General features: G+C 37.9%; 15 protein-coding genes. 2 read left to right on the top strand and 13 right to left on the bottom strand.

Annotation, left to right across the window (positions count from 1 at the left end):
- A complete protein-coding gene (gene uvrB / locus AC1DRF_RS04595; RefSeq protein WP_427076615.1) occupies positions 1–1,980 on the bottom strand; it encodes an excinuclease ABC subunit UvrB in 1,980 nt (659 codons plus the stop codon).
- A gap of 335 nt (positions 1,981–2,315) precedes the next feature.
- Here uvrB and AC1DRF_RS04590 point away from each other — a divergent pair, with 335 nt between their 5' ends.
- A complete protein-coding gene (locus AC1DRF_RS04590; protein ID WP_427076616.1) occupies positions 2,316–3,977 on the top strand; it encodes a sigma-54 interaction domain-containing protein in 1,662 nt (553 codons plus the stop codon).
- A 64-nt stretch (positions 3,978–4,041) separates the two neighbouring features.
- Here AC1DRF_RS04590 and AC1DRF_RS04585 read toward each other — a convergent pair whose 3' ends face one another.
- From AC1DRF_RS04585 to ftsE, 7 genes are all read right to left on the bottom strand, one after another.
- Entirely contained in the window at positions 4,042–4,956 is a 915-nt protein-coding gene (locus AC1DRF_RS04585) for a proline dehydrogenase family protein (RefSeq protein ID WP_427076617.1), read from the bottom strand.
- Positions 4,957–5,272: 316 nt separating this feature from the next.
- Positions 5,273–5,503: a DUF2198 family protein gene (locus tag AC1DRF_RS04580; RefSeq protein ID WP_029711203.1), complete on the bottom strand. Its 231-nt coding sequence runs from the start codon at positions 5,501–5,503 to the stop codon at positions 5,273–5,275.
- A gap of 20 nt (positions 5,504–5,523) precedes the next feature.
- The gene (locus AC1DRF_RS04575) at positions 5,524–6,714 is read right to left on the bottom strand and encodes a PDZ domain-containing protein (RefSeq protein ID WP_477740380.1); all 1,191 of its coding nucleotides are present in this window, start codon (positions 6,712–6,714) and stop codon (positions 5,524–5,526) included.
- A gap of 163 nt (positions 6,715–6,877) precedes the next feature.
- Positions 6,878–8,317: a S41 family peptidase gene (locus AC1DRF_RS04570; RefSeq protein WP_230184008.1), complete on the bottom strand. Its 1,440-nt coding sequence runs from the start codon at positions 8,315–8,317 to the stop codon at positions 6,878–6,880.
- Positions 8,318–8,490: 173 nt separating this feature from the next.
- Positions 8,491–9,699, bottom strand: coding sequence for a murein hydrolase activator EnvC family protein (locus tag AC1DRF_RS04565; RefSeq protein ID WP_477740379.1), 1,209 nt, complete (start codon positions 9,697–9,699; stop codon positions 8,491–8,493).
- A gap of 160 nt (positions 9,700–9,859) precedes the next feature.
- On the bottom strand, positions 9,860–10,750 hold the full coding sequence (gene ftsX / locus AC1DRF_RS04560; RefSeq protein WP_043977384.1) for a permease-like cell division protein FtsX: 891 nt from the start codon (positions 10,748–10,750) through the stop codon (positions 9,860–9,862).
- Entirely contained in the window at positions 10,740–11,426 is a 687-nt protein-coding gene (gene ftsE, locus AC1DRF_RS04555; RefSeq protein ID WP_014457812.1) for a cell division ATP-binding protein FtsE, read from the bottom strand. Before ftsE ends, ftsX begins: the two co-directional genes overlap by 11 nt.
- A gap of 339 nt (positions 11,427–11,765) precedes the next feature.
- Here ftsE and AC1DRF_RS04550 point away from each other — a divergent pair, with 339 nt between their 5' ends.
- Entirely contained in the window at positions 11,766–12,302 is a 537-nt protein-coding gene (locus tag AC1DRF_RS04550) for a flavodoxin family protein (protein WP_230184012.1), read from the top strand.
- 25 nt (positions 12,303–12,327) lie between these two features.
- Here the strand turns inward: AC1DRF_RS04550 and cccB are convergent, their stop codons facing one another.
- The 5 genes from cccB to prfB all read right to left on the bottom strand — a co-directional run.
- Positions 12,328–12,642 (bottom strand): cytochrome c551, encoded by a 315-nt coding sequence (gene cccB / locus AC1DRF_RS04545; protein WP_043977392.1) that lies wholly within the window; start codon positions 12,640–12,642, stop codon positions 12,328–12,330.
- A 124-nt stretch (positions 12,643–12,766) separates the two neighbouring features.
- Positions 12,767–13,483 carry a twin-arginine translocase subunit TatC gene (gene tatC, locus AC1DRF_RS04540; protein WP_230184013.1) on the bottom strand — a complete coding sequence of 239 codons (717 nt, stop codon included), beginning with the start codon at positions 13,481–13,483 and terminating at the stop codon, positions 12,767–12,769.
- A gap of 59 nt (positions 13,484–13,542) precedes the next feature.
- On the bottom strand, positions 13,543–13,761 hold the full coding sequence (locus tag AC1DRF_RS04535; protein ID WP_016765885.1) for a twin-arginine translocase TatA/TatE family subunit: 219 nt from the start codon (positions 13,759–13,761) through the stop codon (positions 13,543–13,545).
- A 26-nt stretch (positions 13,762–13,787) separates the two neighbouring features.
- Positions 13,788–15,521 carry an alkaline phosphatase D family protein gene (locus tag AC1DRF_RS04530; RefSeq protein WP_477740383.1) on the bottom strand — a complete coding sequence of 578 codons (1,734 nt, stop codon included), beginning with the start codon at positions 15,519–15,521 and terminating at the stop codon, positions 13,788–13,790.
- Positions 15,522–15,825: 304 nt separating this feature from the next.
- Positions 15,826–16,844: peptide chain release factor 2 (gene prfB, locus AC1DRF_RS04525; RefSeq protein ID WP_477740378.1), on the bottom strand; the 1,019-nt coding region annotated here is incomplete at its 5' end.

Raw genomic sequence — 16,844 nt, 5'->3', positions numbered from 1 at the left:
TCACCCTTCCACTTTTAATTCTAGAATCAAGTCACGAAGCTCAGCTGCGCGTTCAAAGTTAAGCGCTTTGGCTGCTTCTTTCATTTCTTGTTCCATTTCTTCTACGAGCTTTGCTTTTTCTTTTTTGTTGAGCTTATCAAATGCCGGTGCTTCTTCATACGTTTCTGTATCTTCTGCTACTACTGTTGCACGAATTGAGCCTCGAACTTCTTTTTGAATCGTTGTCGGTGTAATACCATGCTCTTCATTATAAGCTTCTTGAATACTTCTACGACGCTTGGTCTCATTGATAGCAATGTCCATAGAGTTTGTGATGCGATCTGCATACATAATGACATGTCCATTAGCATTTCGTGCAGCACGTCCGATGGTTTGAATAAGCGATCGTTCTGAACGCAAGAATCCTTCTTTATCCGCGTCTAATATGGTTACTAACGAAACTTCCGGAATATCTAAACCTTCACGAAGTAAGTTAATTCCTACAAGCACATCGTACTTTCCAAGCCGCAGCTCTCGGATAATTTCAATACGCTCGAGCGTCTTCACTTCAGAGTGAAGATATTGAACTTTAATGCCGATTTCTTTTAAGTAGTTCGTTAAATCCTCGGACATTTTCTTTGTTAACGTCGTAACGAGTACTCGTTCATTTCGCTTAATCCGGTCGTGAATTTCTCCAATTAAATCATCAATCTGCCCTTCAATTGGTCGAACTTCAATATTTGGATCCAATAATCCCGTTGGACGGATAATTTGTTCAATCACATCAGGTGCCTTCTCAAGTTCATAAGGACCTGGTGTTGCGGAAACATGAACAATTTGGTTAATATGCTGTTCAAATTCATCAAATTTAAGCGGGCGGTTATCTAATGCCGAAGGCAAGCGGAAACCATGGTCCACTAACACTTGTTTACGCGCTTGGTCCCCATTGTACATTCCTCTAACTTGAGGAATCGTAACGTGTGATTCATCCACAACAAGAAGGAAATCTTCAGGGAAGAAATCCAGCAGTGTATAAGGTGTAGAACCAGCGGGACGAAGCGTTAAATGACGAGAGTAGTTCTCGATTCCCGAACAAAAGCCCATTTCTCTCATCATTTCTAGGTCGTAGCGCGTGCGCTGCTCCAAGCGCTGCGCTTCTAAAAGCTTGCCTGCTTCTTTTAGCTTCTCTAGCTGTTCTTCTAGTTCTTTTTCAATATTTTGAATGGCAACACGCATTTTTTCTTCTCTCGTGACAAAGTGAGATGCCGGGAAGATAGCTACATGTTCACGATCACCAATGATTTCTCCTGTTAGAGCGTCAACTTCTCGGATGCGGTCAATTTCATCGCCGAAAAACTCGACGCGAATACAGTGTTCATCTCGAGACACAGGGAAAATCTCCACAACATCACCGCGAACGCGAAACGTTCCGCGCTTAAAGTCAATATCATTTCTTTCGTACTGTACATCTACTAGCGTACGAAGCAGCTGATTACGCTCTTTTTCCATTCCTACTCGAAGAGATACGACCATTTCTTTGTATTCTTCCGGAGACCCTAAGCCATAAATACAGGATACGCTGGCAATAATAATGACATCTTTTCGTTCAAAAAGAGAAGAAGTTGCCGAGTGACGAAGTTTATCAATTTCATCATTAATGCTTGCATCTTTTTCAATAAATGTATCTGTTTGAGGTACATAGGCTTCAGGCTGATAGTAATCGTAGTAACTGACAAAGTATTCGACTGCATTATTAGGAAAAAACTCTTTAAACTCACTGTACAATTGACCAGCAAGCGTTTTGTTATGAGCCATAATTAGTGTCGGCTTATTTATTTCCTTAATAACATTAGACATGGTGAAGGTTTTTCCCGTTCCTGTAGCACCTAACAAAACTTGATGCTGCTTACCTTCTTTAATTCCTTTCACGATCTTTTCAATTGCCTTTGGCTGATCACCTTGCGGTTGATATGGGGATACTAATTCAAACTGATCTTTCAAATGAAGGCCTCCGTTTCTATTTTCTTGTTTTATCTATTTTTATTACGATATGTAAAAACCGAAAACACGAACTGATATTCGTATTTTATCACTTTATAATCATAAATGAAACTAATGAGTATTAATCTTATATAGTGTTTGTTTGTTTTTATTTTTTACCCTGTTACTTTATTACCCACTAAATTCTTATACTACCCTTTTCGAAGGGAATACAACTCTTTAGATGAGAGCAATAAAAGAAAGTAAGCTGCGTTATTGTTTGAAAAAGATAGGCTTTTGCGCCAATTTCTAAATTATGATACAGTATAAAAAATATGTACTGAGAGGGGTTTAGTATGGCAAGCGTTGATCAAGTTCTTATAAATAACTCCTTTATAACAGTTGAAGAATCAACTTCTTTAGCTAAAGTGACATCTGAACTTTCAAACTATGACTTCGTCGTAGTCACAGCAAGTACCTTTTATGTAATACAAAAAGATGAACGATACCTGTTAACAGGTCATGACGAGGCATCGTCCATAAAAAAAGTAATAGCGGATACAAATTGGCCTTCATCTTCTACTTCTACGTTAGCCAATTTACAAGCCAACACAAACTGGAACAGACCAGTCCTCATTCAAGCAGAAAACCAAGAAACCACAATAGGACTTGTAACACCTTCGCAGTGGATTACACATTTGCATAGCCAAAATGAGATATTAGCTTCCTATTTTGATACATTGGCAGAAACCATTAATGATGCAGTGACAGCGGTCGATAATGAAGGAAATGTAATCTTGTGGAATACTGCTGCGGAACATACGTATAAGATTCAGAGAGATGATATTATTGGCAGAAAAATCGGAGAGCATTTCAAAGATGAATCCATCATTCTACATACGATTCTAAATGAAGGGCGCCCTGTACGCGGAACGTATCATCGTCCTAATGAACAAACTCACGTGCTCATCAATGCATCTCCTATTATAAGAAACAATCGAGTCATAGGTGGAGTCGCAACTGAACATGACATTACCAATATTGTAAGATTAAATGAAGAAATTGATGTGTCTCTTCTCATTCCAAAAGATAATCCATTTTCTTCTTTCGCGGGTATCAGTCCTGAAATTAAGCAAGCCGTTGACATTGCCAAAAAAGTGGCATCTACAGATATGCCCATTTTGTTAACAGGAGAACCTGGTTCTGGAAAAGAAATGCTTGCTCAGGCCATCCACTACGGTGGAGCCAAACATAAAGAACCTTTTTTATCTTTAAATTGCGCTACTATTCCATCGGGACTCCTGGAAATTGAGCTCTTTGGTCATCAAAAAGATGTCTTTTCAGAAGATCCAACAACCATTGCGGGAAAACTGGAGCAGGCTCACAACGGGACGTTATTTATTGAAGAAATTGATAAAATGCCTCTTGAAATTCAAGTTAAGTTTCTGCGTTACTTGGAAGAACGATCCTTTTATCACGTTGGAGGCACGGAAGAAATTCAAGTTCAAACCCGAATTGTAGCCTCTACCACGACGCCTTTGGAAGAGTTGCTAAAAGCCGGTGAATTCCATGAAAATCTTTACTATTTGCTGACCGTCATTAACATTATAATTCCGCCGCTTCGAGACCATAAAGAAGACATCGAAGCATTGACACAGCAATTTGTACAGGAATTCAGCAAGAAGTATAAAAAGAAGGCTTCTTTCATTAGCTCTGAAGTTCTCGAAGCCTTTATGCAATACGATTGGCCAGGCAATATTCGCGAGCTGAGAAATACGATTGAACGAATGATTTTTCTAAGTGATCAGTCGTTGATTACCCTTACGCACCTTCCTGACAATCTGAAGGATGCAAGTTCTTTCACAGAAGTTCAAAAAGAAGAAGATTCTCTTCAAGAAGCTAGGCTAATAGAAGAGACTCTTCAAAAAACCTATGGAAACAAAAGTGCAGCAGCAGATTTGCTTGGCATTTCACGCGGCACCCTTTACAACAAAATTAAAGAATACGGACTAAACTAATCAAAAAATTCGACACGAAGCTCAGGGTACTTGTGTCGAATTTTTTATGTTTCTTTGACTGAACTTATTTGGAGAAATTTTTTAATACGAACCATACATTGGCGGGGCGTTCAGCTAGGCGTCTCATGAAATAACCAAACCAATCAATTCCGTAAGGAACATACACCCTTACTTTATATCCTTCTTTTACTAGACGGTCCTGCAGCTCTACGCAAATTCCATAAAGCATTTGGAACTCAAATTGGTCATTTGAAATACCATTTTCTCTTACTAATCGTTTTGTGTACTGAATCATTTCTTCATCATGACTTGCTACAGCTGTATAGTGACCATTTAATAAATGCATTTTAATGATTTTTTTATAGTTTTCATCTACGTCTTTCTTTTCTGGAAATGATACTTCTGGTGATTCTTTATAAGCTCCTTTTACTAGACGTAAATTAGCTTGATATTGATGTAAGTCATTCATATCTTGTTCTGTACGATAAAGATACGCTTGAATCACAATTCCAACATTATCAAATTCTTTGCGTAATTCTTTATACATATCAAGGGAGATTTGGCAGTGCAAGTAGTCTTCCATATCAATTCGAACAAAAATATTATTCATTCTGGCCGTGTGTAGAATTCTGCGCATATTTTCCATACAAAGCTCTTTGCTAATATCCAATCCTAAAGAAGTCATCTTTAATGATAAATTTGATTGAACGCCCGATTCTGCAATGGCTTCTAGTGTCTGAATGCACATGGCAGTAGACAACCTGGCTTCCTCTTCTGTAAAAACAAATTCTCCTAAATGATCAAGTGTAACAACTTTTCCACTATTGTTAAGCTCCTTAGATGTTTGAATTGCTGATTCGGTTGAGTCTCCAGCAACAAAACGAGCTGCTCCCATCCTCAATCCATACTTTTTAGCTAATTTGTTTATTGAATGATTTTTGCCAAGCGACTGAAACATCGTTTTCATTAATACTTCCATCAATCCTAAACCTCCTTTTATTTTTTAAAATCAAAAAATAAACTAAATTTTCAGATTAATATTTTTATTTTTCTATACCCTTCTCACATTTCTGTACACTTATTTAAATAAATTTATACATAAGTGTTTAAAATATTTTAAGTATAAACATATTTGTCTAATTGATTTGATTATACTCGCTCATTAAATGAACCGAAACAATATTGTTATAAGTTCTAACTCACTTTTTTACACACAAAAGCTCTCCACGTTGTGCAGAGAGCTTTTGTGTACAGTTTAATAATAAGCGATTAACTTATCATCAAACCAAAAGTATTTATTTTCCAGCTGCTAGCATGCTTTTTGCATATATAAAACCGATGGCTGCTGAAAGTAAATCTATTAAAATAATAAGCGGATAATCTGCGTACCCTTTATATACAGAAACAGCTATCAACAAAAGCGTCAGCGCTGTGGCAACATATAAGTTATATGTTACTCTAGCAAACAGAACAAGCAATATGGCGGGTAGAAAAACTGCGGCAATCGTTTTGACTTCCACAAACATTTCTCCTTTTTATCCGTCTTTTAACCAGCTTGTGAATCACGTTTTGTATAATTGTGTACAAACAAAATACCTAGTTCATGATGTTCGTTGTCATACAATGCTCGCTGAGTAAAGCGAACTTCTCCATTTTCGTCAATAACTTCCAGCTTACAAAAAGCACGGTTATTAACTTGTAATGCTTCATAAAATTTATGGACTTCAGATACAGCGATTCCATTTACCTTAATAATCACTTCTCCTACTTTCAAACCCATTTTCTCTGCCGGAGAATGAGGGATGATTCCTAATACAACCAAACCTTGTGTACGCTTAGTAAACAGTGCGGGCGCTTTTTCATCGCTTCTACGCTGCTGCAAACGAATCCACTCTCTTCCTATGATCGCTAGAATAACAACAGCTACAGCGGCAAGAGGATAAAAAATAGCAGCAATCGTAATGATTGTTAATCCCACGCCTAATGCTAATACACGCTTACCAGTAAATTCAATAGATTTAAACGGCACCATACTTTGAATTCGCTGATAAAAACCGATAGCAAAAGGAACAAAAAACAGGCTAAATGATGTTCCGTCAATAGATAACACAGGCCACCATGGAAACACAGACGTAATGGCGCTGCCTGGAATTAAGACAAAAAGTGGGACAACCCATAATTTTTGAGAGTAATGAGCTCCAATTTCCTGCCCTCTTTTACTTTTCACAATGGCTGGAGACGTACCTTTTGCTCCAAATTTCCAAATTAAATATCCTTCTGCTAATACAAGCAGAGACATTAAAATAGTCAGAGAAGGTAAATCTGCGTTATGAGCTTGCACAGACCACGTTTGAATAAATCCTTCACCGAAACCAGATGCCGGAATAAGCAAGGTTGCAAGCACAGCCAGTCCTACGGTGTAAGAAGGAGAAAGCCATTTAAACGTCCAAGGGCCGCTTATGATAAAAGTTAAAACAGCTACAAGTACAATCATTCCTATAGATACATAGACACCTAGCAACACGGTAACAATGGATAAAATCAACCCAATAATGATACCTGGAAAAAATAAATATTTTGCTTCTAAAATAAAATCAAACACGCGAACATGAAAATTCTGACGCTCTCTCTTGACGCGAGAAAGACCTACAAAAAACGAGACGAGCAGAAATAGATAAGTTAGCGGATGTAAAAACAAACGCCCGATACCTTTTAAGAGCTCTAATGCAAAATCCATTTTTTCACCACCTGTAATTTTTCACATTTTTATTACAACATTTACGATTGATTGTTATGTATCATAGGCTTCTTTATTTTATCAAAATGCATCACTAACCGACAATGTTGTTTTTACTAAAAAAGTTCCGTGCTTTGGAAAAGCACGGAACTTTTTCTACTTCTTATTGACTAGCTAGCTTTAAAGCCGTTTGAAGCTGACGATCTTCATCTTTTGATTTAATTTTTTCTAGAAGTTTTGTTTGTAAAAGCGCTGCTGTATCTTCATCGATTTCACCTGTAGCTTTTTGCTTATTGGCTTTTTGGAATGCAGTTACAGCTGTTTCTGTCTCTTTACTAAAATATCCGTCTGTACGTCCAGGTTCAAAGCCAAGGCCTTTTAGCATCACTTGAGCGTTCTTCACTTGGTCACCTGTCATATCACGTGTTAATGGCTTTTTATTAACTTGAATTGGATTTGCATAATAATAATCCGGCTGCTTGACTTCTACTGTTGGTTTTATACCTTTTTCGTTAATCCAGTTTCCATCAGGCGTTAGCCATTTATAGAACGTTAATTTTAAATTACTGCCGTCTTCCATTGGAACAGCTTGTTGAACGGTTCCTTTTCCATAGGATTTTTCACCGACTAGCTTGTATCCTCCTGCTTCTTTTAATGCCCCGGCAAGAATTTCAGAAGCGGATGCACTTCCTCCATCAATCAAGGCCACAATTGGATAATCCTTTTGCTTTTTCATTGAAGAAACCACTTTTTGACGTTCACCGTTACGATCTTCAATTTGGATATATGGCTTTTTATTCGTTACTAATTTATCAAGCATTTTTTCAACGCTCGTTAAATAGCCACCAGGATTTCCCCGAACGTCTAGAACTAAACCATCAATATTTTTATTTTCAAGTTTTTTCAACTGTTTCGTAAATTCGTCTCCCGTTGATTCAGAGAATGACGTAATTTCCATGTAGCCAATTTTTTTATTGTTTACATTTTTAACAGAAGAATAGACGGTTTCAATTGGAATCTCATCTCTTACAACTTTTACTTTCATCGTTTCTTTCACGCCCGGTCGTTGAACATCTAATGTCACGGTAGAGCCTTTTTTACCGCGAATTTTTAATACTGCTTCATTCAATTCCAGACCCGCGATACTTTTACCATCAATCTTTAAAATCTGATCATTTGGTTTTAATCCTGCTTTTTCCGCAGGGGATTGTTTAAACGGAGCTACGATTGTTACTTTTCCATCTACCATGCTTACTTCAGCGCCAATTCCCTCAAACGATGAATCAAGAGACTGTGTGAATTGCTGTGCCGTTTTCTTATCCATGTAAGATGAGTGAGGGTCTCCTAGGGTTTGTACCATTCCTTGGATTGCGCCATCTAACAATTTTTTGTCATCTACATCTTTGTAATATTTTGAAGATATCAGTTCATAAGCTTGCTTGATTTTGTCTAGCTCTTCCTTTTCCACTTTACTATCATTTGAAGAAGTTGTAAGGGGGGTACTGACCGTTCCAGCATTTGCATACTGAATGCCAAAATATGTACCTGCTGCTCCAACAACTAAGGAGAGTGCCATTAATAGTGCAACGATTTTCCGATTCAAGTTCTTTCATCCTCCTCAACCTTAAGCCATCTCTTCTTATTATAATAGATACAACCAAAACTATGTAATAAAAAGGATGCATGTGTTATTTGTAGCAAAAGGCACCACACAAATCAAGTGCGATGCCTTTTTGTTAAACTATATGTTGAGCTTGTACCACGTATGCTAGGAACTTAAAATTTAATATAACTTTCAGGGTTTACAGCGGAACTTTTGCCTTTCCAATCGCCTTTATGCAATTCAAAATGCAGGTGAGCACCAAACGAACGTCCTGTGTTCCCTATATAACCTAATTGTTGACCTTTATTGATAGATTGACCGCTTGAGACGCTGTAGCTCTCTAAATGAGCATAAACTGTAACCCACGTCTGACCTTCTACATTGTGACGAATAAATACGGCATTACCAAAAGAAGAAGAATGATATGCTCTAATTACCTTTCCGCTTGCTGCGGCTACAACTGGCACACTTTCTCCTCGCTTTCCAATATCAATACCGTAGTGTCCTCTTCCAAACGTTTCTCGATACCCAAAATGAGATGTTACCGGGCCCTTTGCCGGCCTCATAAACGACCCGCTTGTAACAGGGGGTGCCTCCTCTGTTGCCCCGGCTTTTTCAATTTCTTGCTGTTGAGCTTGTGCTGCATTTTTTTGATCAGCTAAAATAGAAGCTTGCTCTTCTAATCCAACGACTTCTTCATTAAATTCTTTTACCTGATCTTTGAGCGTTTGCATGAGCTGATTCTTTTCATCCACTTGTCTTTGCAGCTGCGTACGAAGATTTTTAAGTTCTTCAAGCGCTTGACTTACTTCCGTTAGCTTGTTTTGAACTTTTGTTTCTTTCTCTTCTTTTGCCTTTTTATCGGCTTCATGCTGCATTAACAAATCACGGTCAGCCCCTACAATTGTCGAAACCGCACTCACTCTGCTAATAAAGTCTCCGAAACTTTCAGAGCCTAGGAGTACATCTATGTAATCCACAGACCCGCCATTTTCTTGTAAAGCACGAGCACGTTTTTTTAATAGCTCATTTCGTTTTTCAATTCTTTTTTTTACAACGTCAATCTCGCTTTTCAGCTTCTCGATGCCTTGCTTTGCTTTTTCTACTTCAGATTCACGGCTGCGGATATCTGCATTCGTTTGTCCGACTTCTGAATCCAAGCGCGCGATCTCAGCTTCTTCGTTTTTTTGCTTTTCTTGAACCTCTTTTAATTTCTCTTTATTTTGATTAATATTTTGGTTCACATCATCACTTTTTTTCTCTAAATCACTGAGTTTAGTAGTGCTGGCACTTTGTGCATAAGCAACTTTTTCATTACCTATCCAAACCGCACTTAGTCCAACTAAAACTGCTGCTGTCATTACTAATGTCTTACGTGTCATTTGTTTCTCCTCATCTGCACATATTTTCCCGTATAAACGGGCATTAGCAAGACCCCCATTAGCACTTTTTTCTATTTTTATGTGTAATTACACAACAACCTCACATTTGATAAACATCAAATGTGAGGTTGTTGTAATCTATTATGTTAAAAATCTATTCTTATTTTCGCAAGAACTTACGGATGGATAATGTACTTCCCCACATCCCAATTAGACCGCCGATCACTAGTAATAATAGTGACACTTGAAGCACGAATGGAAAGGCAGGTAAAAGTTCAAAGAATCCATCAAACTTAGGTTGAACTTCATTATATAAAACGCTGTACACACCGATAATAACTGCAATTGGCACAATAGAACCAAGCACTCCTAAAAACAGACCTTCAATAAAGAACGGCCAGCGAATAAAGGAGTTCGTGGCTCCAACTAAGCGCATAATTTCAATCTCTTCACGGCGAGCTACAATCGTAATTTTAATTGTATTTGAAATTAGGAACATTGCTGTAAATAGAAGCCCTAAAATCAGCACTACTCCGATATTACGAGCTACTTTCAGCACTTTAAATAACTTTTCAACTTGATCTTGTCCGTATTGAACTTTTGCTGCATACGGATATTTCTCAATTTGTTTAGCTACTTTTGCGACATCAGTCGGCTCTTTTGTTTTAACAACAAATACATCATTTAATGGGTTTTGCTGTTCAAACGGTTCAAAAGCTTGTCCTTCATCACCCATACTATTAATTAAATCTTTTAACTCTTTATCTTTAGAAGAAAACGTCACCGTATCAACTTGCTTAATTGCATCTAGCTTTTCTTTCATTGCTTTTCGATCCTCTGCTGTAGCTGCAGCATCAACGTGAACGCGAATTTCCACATCATTTTCAATCAATTTAGCAATGTGGTTTAAATTCATCATCAACATAAAAAATACGCCTACAAGCAAGAGCGTCACGGTAACAGCACTTGCAGATGCGAATGTCATCCAGCCGTTTCTTCCTAAACTTTTAGATCCTTCACGTAAGTGGCGACCGAATGTCCTAGCCTTCATATCCGTATTCACCTCTTACTTCATCGCGCACAACATTTCCATTTTCAATCGCAATTACGCGCTTTCGAATTGTATTTACAATTTCACGGTTATGCGTTGCCATTAAAATAGTCGTACCGCGTTTATTAATCTCCTCAAAGATATCCATAATTTCCCACGAAGTCTCCGGATCAAGATTCCCTGTCGGTTCGTCGGCGATGACAACCTTAGGACTATTCACAATTGAACGCGCAATAGACACACGCTGCTGCTCTCCTCCAGATAGTTCATCAGGGAAAGAATCCATTTTACCCTTTAACTTAACAAGCTCTAGCACCTCTAGCACTCGCTTTTTAATTTCTTCGGGACTTTGCTCAATTACTTCTAGTGCAAAAGCAATGTTTTCATAGACCGTTAATTTTGGAAGCAGCTTGAAATCTTGAAAGACTACACCAATATGACGTCTAAAGATAGGAACTTTGCTATCTTTTATTTTTGCTACATTTGCACCGTTTACAATGATATTTCCTGAAGAAGGCTTTTCTTCACGATACATCATTTTAATAAAAGTGGATTTTCCTGCTCCACTTGGTCCTACGATATAAGCAAACTCACCTTGATTAATCTTGATGCTAATGCCATTGATTGCTTTTACACCGTTCGGATACGTTTTATATACATTTTGCATTTCAATCATAAGTAATCACCTAATCAAGTGTGTTATTTTAATACTATGTAAAACTTGTCAAAATACGACAAAACTCTACAATTCAAACCAAAAATTCGACTCTTCTCACGCGCTTTCTCATTATAACATCACTCTTCGTGAAAATAAGCCCCAAAAATATTACATTTTTATTTCAAATATGACATAAGTAGGATATTTTTAGCAAGGTATGAGAATTTATCCTTATTTTTAATTCTGTTGTTTTTTGCTGTGCATTTTTTTACGAATATCGTTAGACAAAGCACATTCATGTCTACTTTTTTCACAAACAAGGTATGATAAATAAGAAAAACGATGAGGAGAGATAACATGATCACCATTTATGGAAGTTCACGAGAAAACGGAAATACGGAGGAATTAGCTAAAGTAGTGTTAAAAGATATCAATACGGAAGAAGTTTACTTGCGCCGGCATACCATTAACCCTATTACTGATATGCGTCACGATGAACTTGGATTTACCAATCAACAAGATGATTATTATGATATAGCGAAAAAGATGGCAGCGCACGACACTATTTTATTTGTTACGCCTCTTTACTGGTACGGTATGAGCGGATTAATGAAGAACTTTGTGGATCGTTGGTCTGAAAGTCTTAGAGATTTGACAATCAACTTTAAAGAACAAATGAAAAATAAGCGCGTGTATGTATTAGTAGTGGGGGGCACAGGTGCATCTATAAAAGCTCTTCCTCTTATTATGCAATTTCAATACATTGTCGATTTTATTGGCTCTTCCTTTAGCGGATACATCATTGGAGAAGCAAATGCACCTGGAGACATAACAAAAGATGTTAAAGCTCAAAAGCAAGCCATTGTCTTAAATCAAGAATTAAAGCAGCTTTAACACAAAAATAAGACGGATACCCGTCTTATTTTTTCTTTGCCAGCCAAGCAGCAACTTTTTTTGCATCTTCTTCATTGATTAGTCCTTTTGGCATACCGCCTTGACCATTGTTAATAATGTTTTGAATTTCAGCTTCTGAGTGCTTGCTGCCTACATGCTGCAAGCTTGGCCCATTCGCTCCTCCTAAATCTACTCCGTGACAGCCTGTACAGTTTTTCTTCACAATGTCTTCTGCACTCGCTGAAGATTCACCAGCAGATTCATTTTTAGAGCTTCCTCCGCCGCACGCAGACAAAACAAGCGCTAGACCGATTGTTAACGTCAGTAATACTTTTTTCAAGCCTTCTCCCCCTTGCTGTAGAGTTTTCACTCTATTATAACCTACTCCAGAATGTTTAAAACACTCTGTTTACAAGGACTTTGTTTCAATTTCATGAATTCTCTCATCACACTTATGTATACGATTAAGCAATTGATTCGTTTCCTAAACGTTTTTTGTATACTACGCGTGAAATTGTCACACTGAGCTCATATAAAAGCAGAAGCGGAACAATGACTAAAATATCCGAAATAAAATCAGGAGGAGTAATAAGTACGGATATCACAATTAAAGCAAAATATGATAGCTTCCTTGCTCTAGCTAACCTTAATGGATTTAGAACCCCTAGGCGCGTTAAGAATAGAACAACTAAAGGCATTTCAAATAAAAACCCAAACGGTAAACAAAGATTAAGCATAAAACGAAAATAATGCTCAGCCGTAAACATCAGTGAAAACTGATCATTCGACAAGCCCGTTAAAAATGCTAAAACCATTGGAAATAAAACAAAATAACCAAACCCCAGCCCGCTTACAAACAAAAGAAAAAAGAATGGAATGAAGGTAATCAGAACCTTATATTCTTCCTTTTTTAAACCAGGTGAAACAAACCGAAATACTTGATAAGCTGCTACTGGAAGTGTAAAAGCAAGCGCAAAAACAAATGCAATCATCATATAAATCCATACGATTTCACTTGGTCCAAGTACCGCAAGCTTGCCGTCCAAATCTTTTACTAGCCACTGATAAATATCTTGCACAAATACAAAACTGATAATAAGTAAAACTACAAATGCACAAAGTGTTTTAATAATACGAACACGCAATTCTTCAAGGTGCTCCATCAAGCTCATTTCTCCCATTGTCTTTCTCTCCTTTCTCACAAGTAGAAATAGACGAGTTTCCTCGTCTATTTCCTTACTTACGATGTGGATTCATTCCCTTTTTGTTCAGAAACGGTTGCGGTCTGCTTTTCTTTAACACTTTCATCATCTGATACGAGCCCTTTTGCTGCTCCTTTAAATTCAGTTAATGTTCGTCCAAACGCTCGTCCAACTTCCGGCAGCTTAGACGGTCCAAAAATTATTAACGCAATGACTAAAATAATAACCAAACCAGGGATTCCAATATTAGAAAACATACTTGACCTCCTTTTTCTTACTTAGTTTACTGCTGAACTTTTTCTTTCTTTTTCAACTCTTGTTTTTCATGTGCTTTCCCGTGTGCCCGCATACGATCTTCCTCTACTTCCTTAGAAATCTTTAGTCCACGCGGCACGTTATTTACTTCAACTTCCGTCATACCTTTTCCATCTTTTTCATATTGAAAGGAAGCTCGAGTTGAAATTTCTGCACCAGGCTCTGTTACAAAAGGCACAACACGATAATCGGCTTGCCATATATCAGGAGTTACCGTACACCTTACATATCCTCTATAATCATTAAAAAATGTGAGGTGTGGATTTTGACTTAAAATTTTATCCGTGTCTGCTCGTTTATCTGCTCCGTTCCCTCCGGAAGTGATGGAGGTGCCGATGAACTCTGCACCAATAATTCTTGAATTAAGGTTAGCAAAATCCGCGTATAAGTTAGAAGCCCAGTTAGCGTGTACATCTCCAGTTAGTACAATGACGTTGTCCAACTTTTTCTTTTTAATAAAATCAATGACGCGCTGACGATTCGCCGTATACCCATCCCATGCATCCATGCTGTATGTAGGCTTAGCAGCCGTTCCAAATTTTCTTGGCGCAAAGAAAATTTGTTGAGCCAGTACGTTCCAATGACACGCTGACTTTTCAAGATTAGTAAACAGCCATTTTTCTTGTTCATTCCCCAATAGCGTACGTTTGGGATCAAGAGATTCTGGCGTTTGCGGCTTTGTTCCGTCTCCGTTTGCTTGATCATCTCTGTATTGACGCGTATCCAACACTTGAAAAGAAGCTAATTTCCCATATGAAAAGTCACGATATAATCTCATATCCGCTCCGTGAGGCAAGGATGTTTGACGCAAAGGCATGTGTTCGTAATAAGCTTGATAAGCTGCCGCACGGCGTTGAATAAATGCTTCTACTGATTGGCCTTTTTCAGGAATTACATTTGCATAATTGTTTTCTACTTCATGGTCATCCCACGTCACAATCCATGGAAAAACAGCGTGAGCAGACTTCAAATTGGCATCTGCCCTGTACTGAGCATGCCTGTTTCGATAATCTTGCAGCGTTTGAATTTCTGCGCTGCTGTGAGTACGAACGTTTCCGCTTGCAGCCACGTACTCGTTTGGTCCATATTCATAGATGTAATCGCCCAAATGAACGACAAAATCTAATTGTTCTTTAACCATATGCTCATAGGCTGTAAAGTACCCATGTTCATATTGCTGACACGAAGCAAATGCAAACGTCATACTGGCTACTTCTTCATTTGCTGAAGGAAGTGTTTTTGTTTTTCCAACCGGGCTTAACTCATGGCCGCTTTTAAATCGATAATAATAAATATGACTCGGCTTCAATCCTTTTACATCAACGTGAACCGAATGAGCAAGTTCAGGTCTAGCCACTTCTGTTCCTCGTTTGACAATTCGATGAAAGTCTTCATCTTCACTAAGCTCCCATTTTACTGGAATAGGTTGATTAGGCATTCCCCCGCCATTCAACGGGTCTGGTGCTAATCTTGTCCAAAGAACAATGCTATCTGCTAAAGGGTCTCCTGATGCGACGCCTAGAGTGAACGGATAACTTGAAAATTTAGTCGCTGCAGCTGAAACTTCTACTGCGTTTAAACCAACAGACTGAGCAATTGTTAAGCCAAGTGATACTCCCGCTACTTTTCCAGCTCCTTGTAAAAAACGCCGTCTATCAAACCCTTTACTCGAAGAAAAGCTATTTTGTTTCACTTGCTCTATTAATTCGTTTAACGATTTATTTTCCACTGCACATGCCCCTTCCTCATGATTTAACTCAAATTATAAATACTGTTTGTAAAAGGAATATAAAAGATTGTAAAGAAGCACTTACTGCAAAACAGGTATTTTTAACCATTTTATTTCATTGACAAAATAAGTGAACTGACGACAGCAACCTTTAAATTTCTGCATTTTCTTAATTTTCTTTTTAACAATAGTTCTTTACGCTCGTTTTTCTTCATCCAAATTTTACAAAGTTCAACAACTAAAAAAAGGCAGCATACCTAAGTATGCTGCCTCTTAATTAAATATGAGAACGTAAATACGCATCGATAAACGGATCTAGATCTCCATCCATTACGCTTTGCGTGTTTCCGACTTCCGTATTTGTGCGGTGATCTTTTACTAATGAATACGGATGGAATACGTACGAACGAATTTGACTTCCCCATCCAATATCTTTTTGTTCTCCGCGAATTTCAGCTAGCTGTTCTTGCTGCTTTTCAATTTCTAATTGATACAGCTTAGATTTTAACATCTTCATTGCTTGCTCACGGTTTTTAATTTGTGAACGTTCCGTCTGACAAGATACGACTACATTAGTTGGGAGGTGAGTAATACGAACAGCTGAATCTGTTGTATTGATATGCTGACCTCCCGCACCACTTGCACGATACGTATCAACCTTCAAATCTTCCGTACGAATATCAATTGAAATTTCATCATTAAATTCCGGCATTATGTCGCACGATACGAATGATGTATGACGACGGCCTGATGAATCAAACGGAGAAATACGAACGAGACGATGAACGCCTTTTTCAGCTTTTAAATACCCGTACGCATTATGACCTTTAATTAAAAGCGTTACACTTTTAATACCAGCTTCATCTCCAGGTAAGTAATCAAGCGTTTCTACTTTGAAACCTTTTTTCTCCGCCCAGCGCGTATACATACGTAGTAACATTGAACCCCAATCCTGTGATTCTGTTCCACCAGCACCTGGGTGCAGTTCTAAAATGGCATTATTTTTATCATACGGCTCGCTTAAAAGCAGCTGTAATTCAAAGTCATTCATGCCTGATATAAGCTCTTTTAATTCACTAACTAGTTCTTCTGCTAAATCTTCATCGTATTCTTCTTTTACAAGTTCATGAGACACTTGCAAATTTTCATATGTTTCATCCAAGTGGTTAAATTGATTTACTGCATCTTTCAAACCATTGGCTTCATTAATAACAGTCTGAGCTGCCTGCTGGTCATTCCAAAAATTTGGATCAGCCATAGTCTCATCTAATTCATCGATACGAGCTTGTTTTGTAT

The sequence above is a fragment of the Priestia sp. P5_B4 genome (genome assembly GCF_056400385.1).
Note: the sequence above shows the minus strand (reverse complement) of the source record. Positions and strands in the feature narration are given on the sequence as shown.

Coding starts and splice junctions, on each gene's coding strand:
- tatC (WP_230184013.1), bottom strand. CDS start 13,483: ATGGGAGAAATGAGCTTGATGGAGCACCTTGAAGAATTGCGTGTTCGT.
- AC1DRF_RS04575 (WP_477740380.1), bottom strand. CDS start 6,714: ATGGATTTTGCATTAGAGCTCTTAAAAGGTATCGGGCGTTTGTTTTTA.
- AC1DRF_RS04580 (WP_029711203.1), bottom strand. CDS start 5,503: ATGTTTGTGGAAGTCAAAACGATTGCCGCAGTTTTTCTACCCGCCATA.
- AC1DRF_RS04585 (WP_427076617.1), bottom strand. CDS start 4,956: ATGGAAGTATTAATGAAAACGATGTTTCAGTCGCTTGGCAAAAATCAT.
- ftsX (WP_043977384.1), bottom strand. CDS start 10,750: ATGAAGGCTAGGACATTCGGTCGCCACTTACGTGAAGGATCTAAAAGT.
- ftsE (WP_014457812.1), bottom strand. CDS start 11,426: ATGATTGAAATGCAAAATGTATATAAAACGTATCCGAACGGTGTAAAA.
- AC1DRF_RS04590 (WP_427076616.1), top strand. CDS start 2,316: ATGGCAAGCGTTGATCAAGTTCTTATAAATAACTCCTTTATAACAGTT.
- AC1DRF_RS04550 (WP_230184012.1), top strand. CDS start 11,766: ATGATCACCATTTATGGAAGTTCACGAGAAAACGGAAATACGGAGGAA.
- AC1DRF_RS04565 (WP_477740379.1), bottom strand. CDS start 9,699: ATGACACGTAAGACATTAGTAATGACAGCAGCAGTTTTAGTTGGACTA.
- AC1DRF_RS04535 (WP_016765885.1), bottom strand. CDS start 13,761: ATGTTTTCTAATATTGGAATCCCTGGTTTGGTTATTATTTTAGTCATT.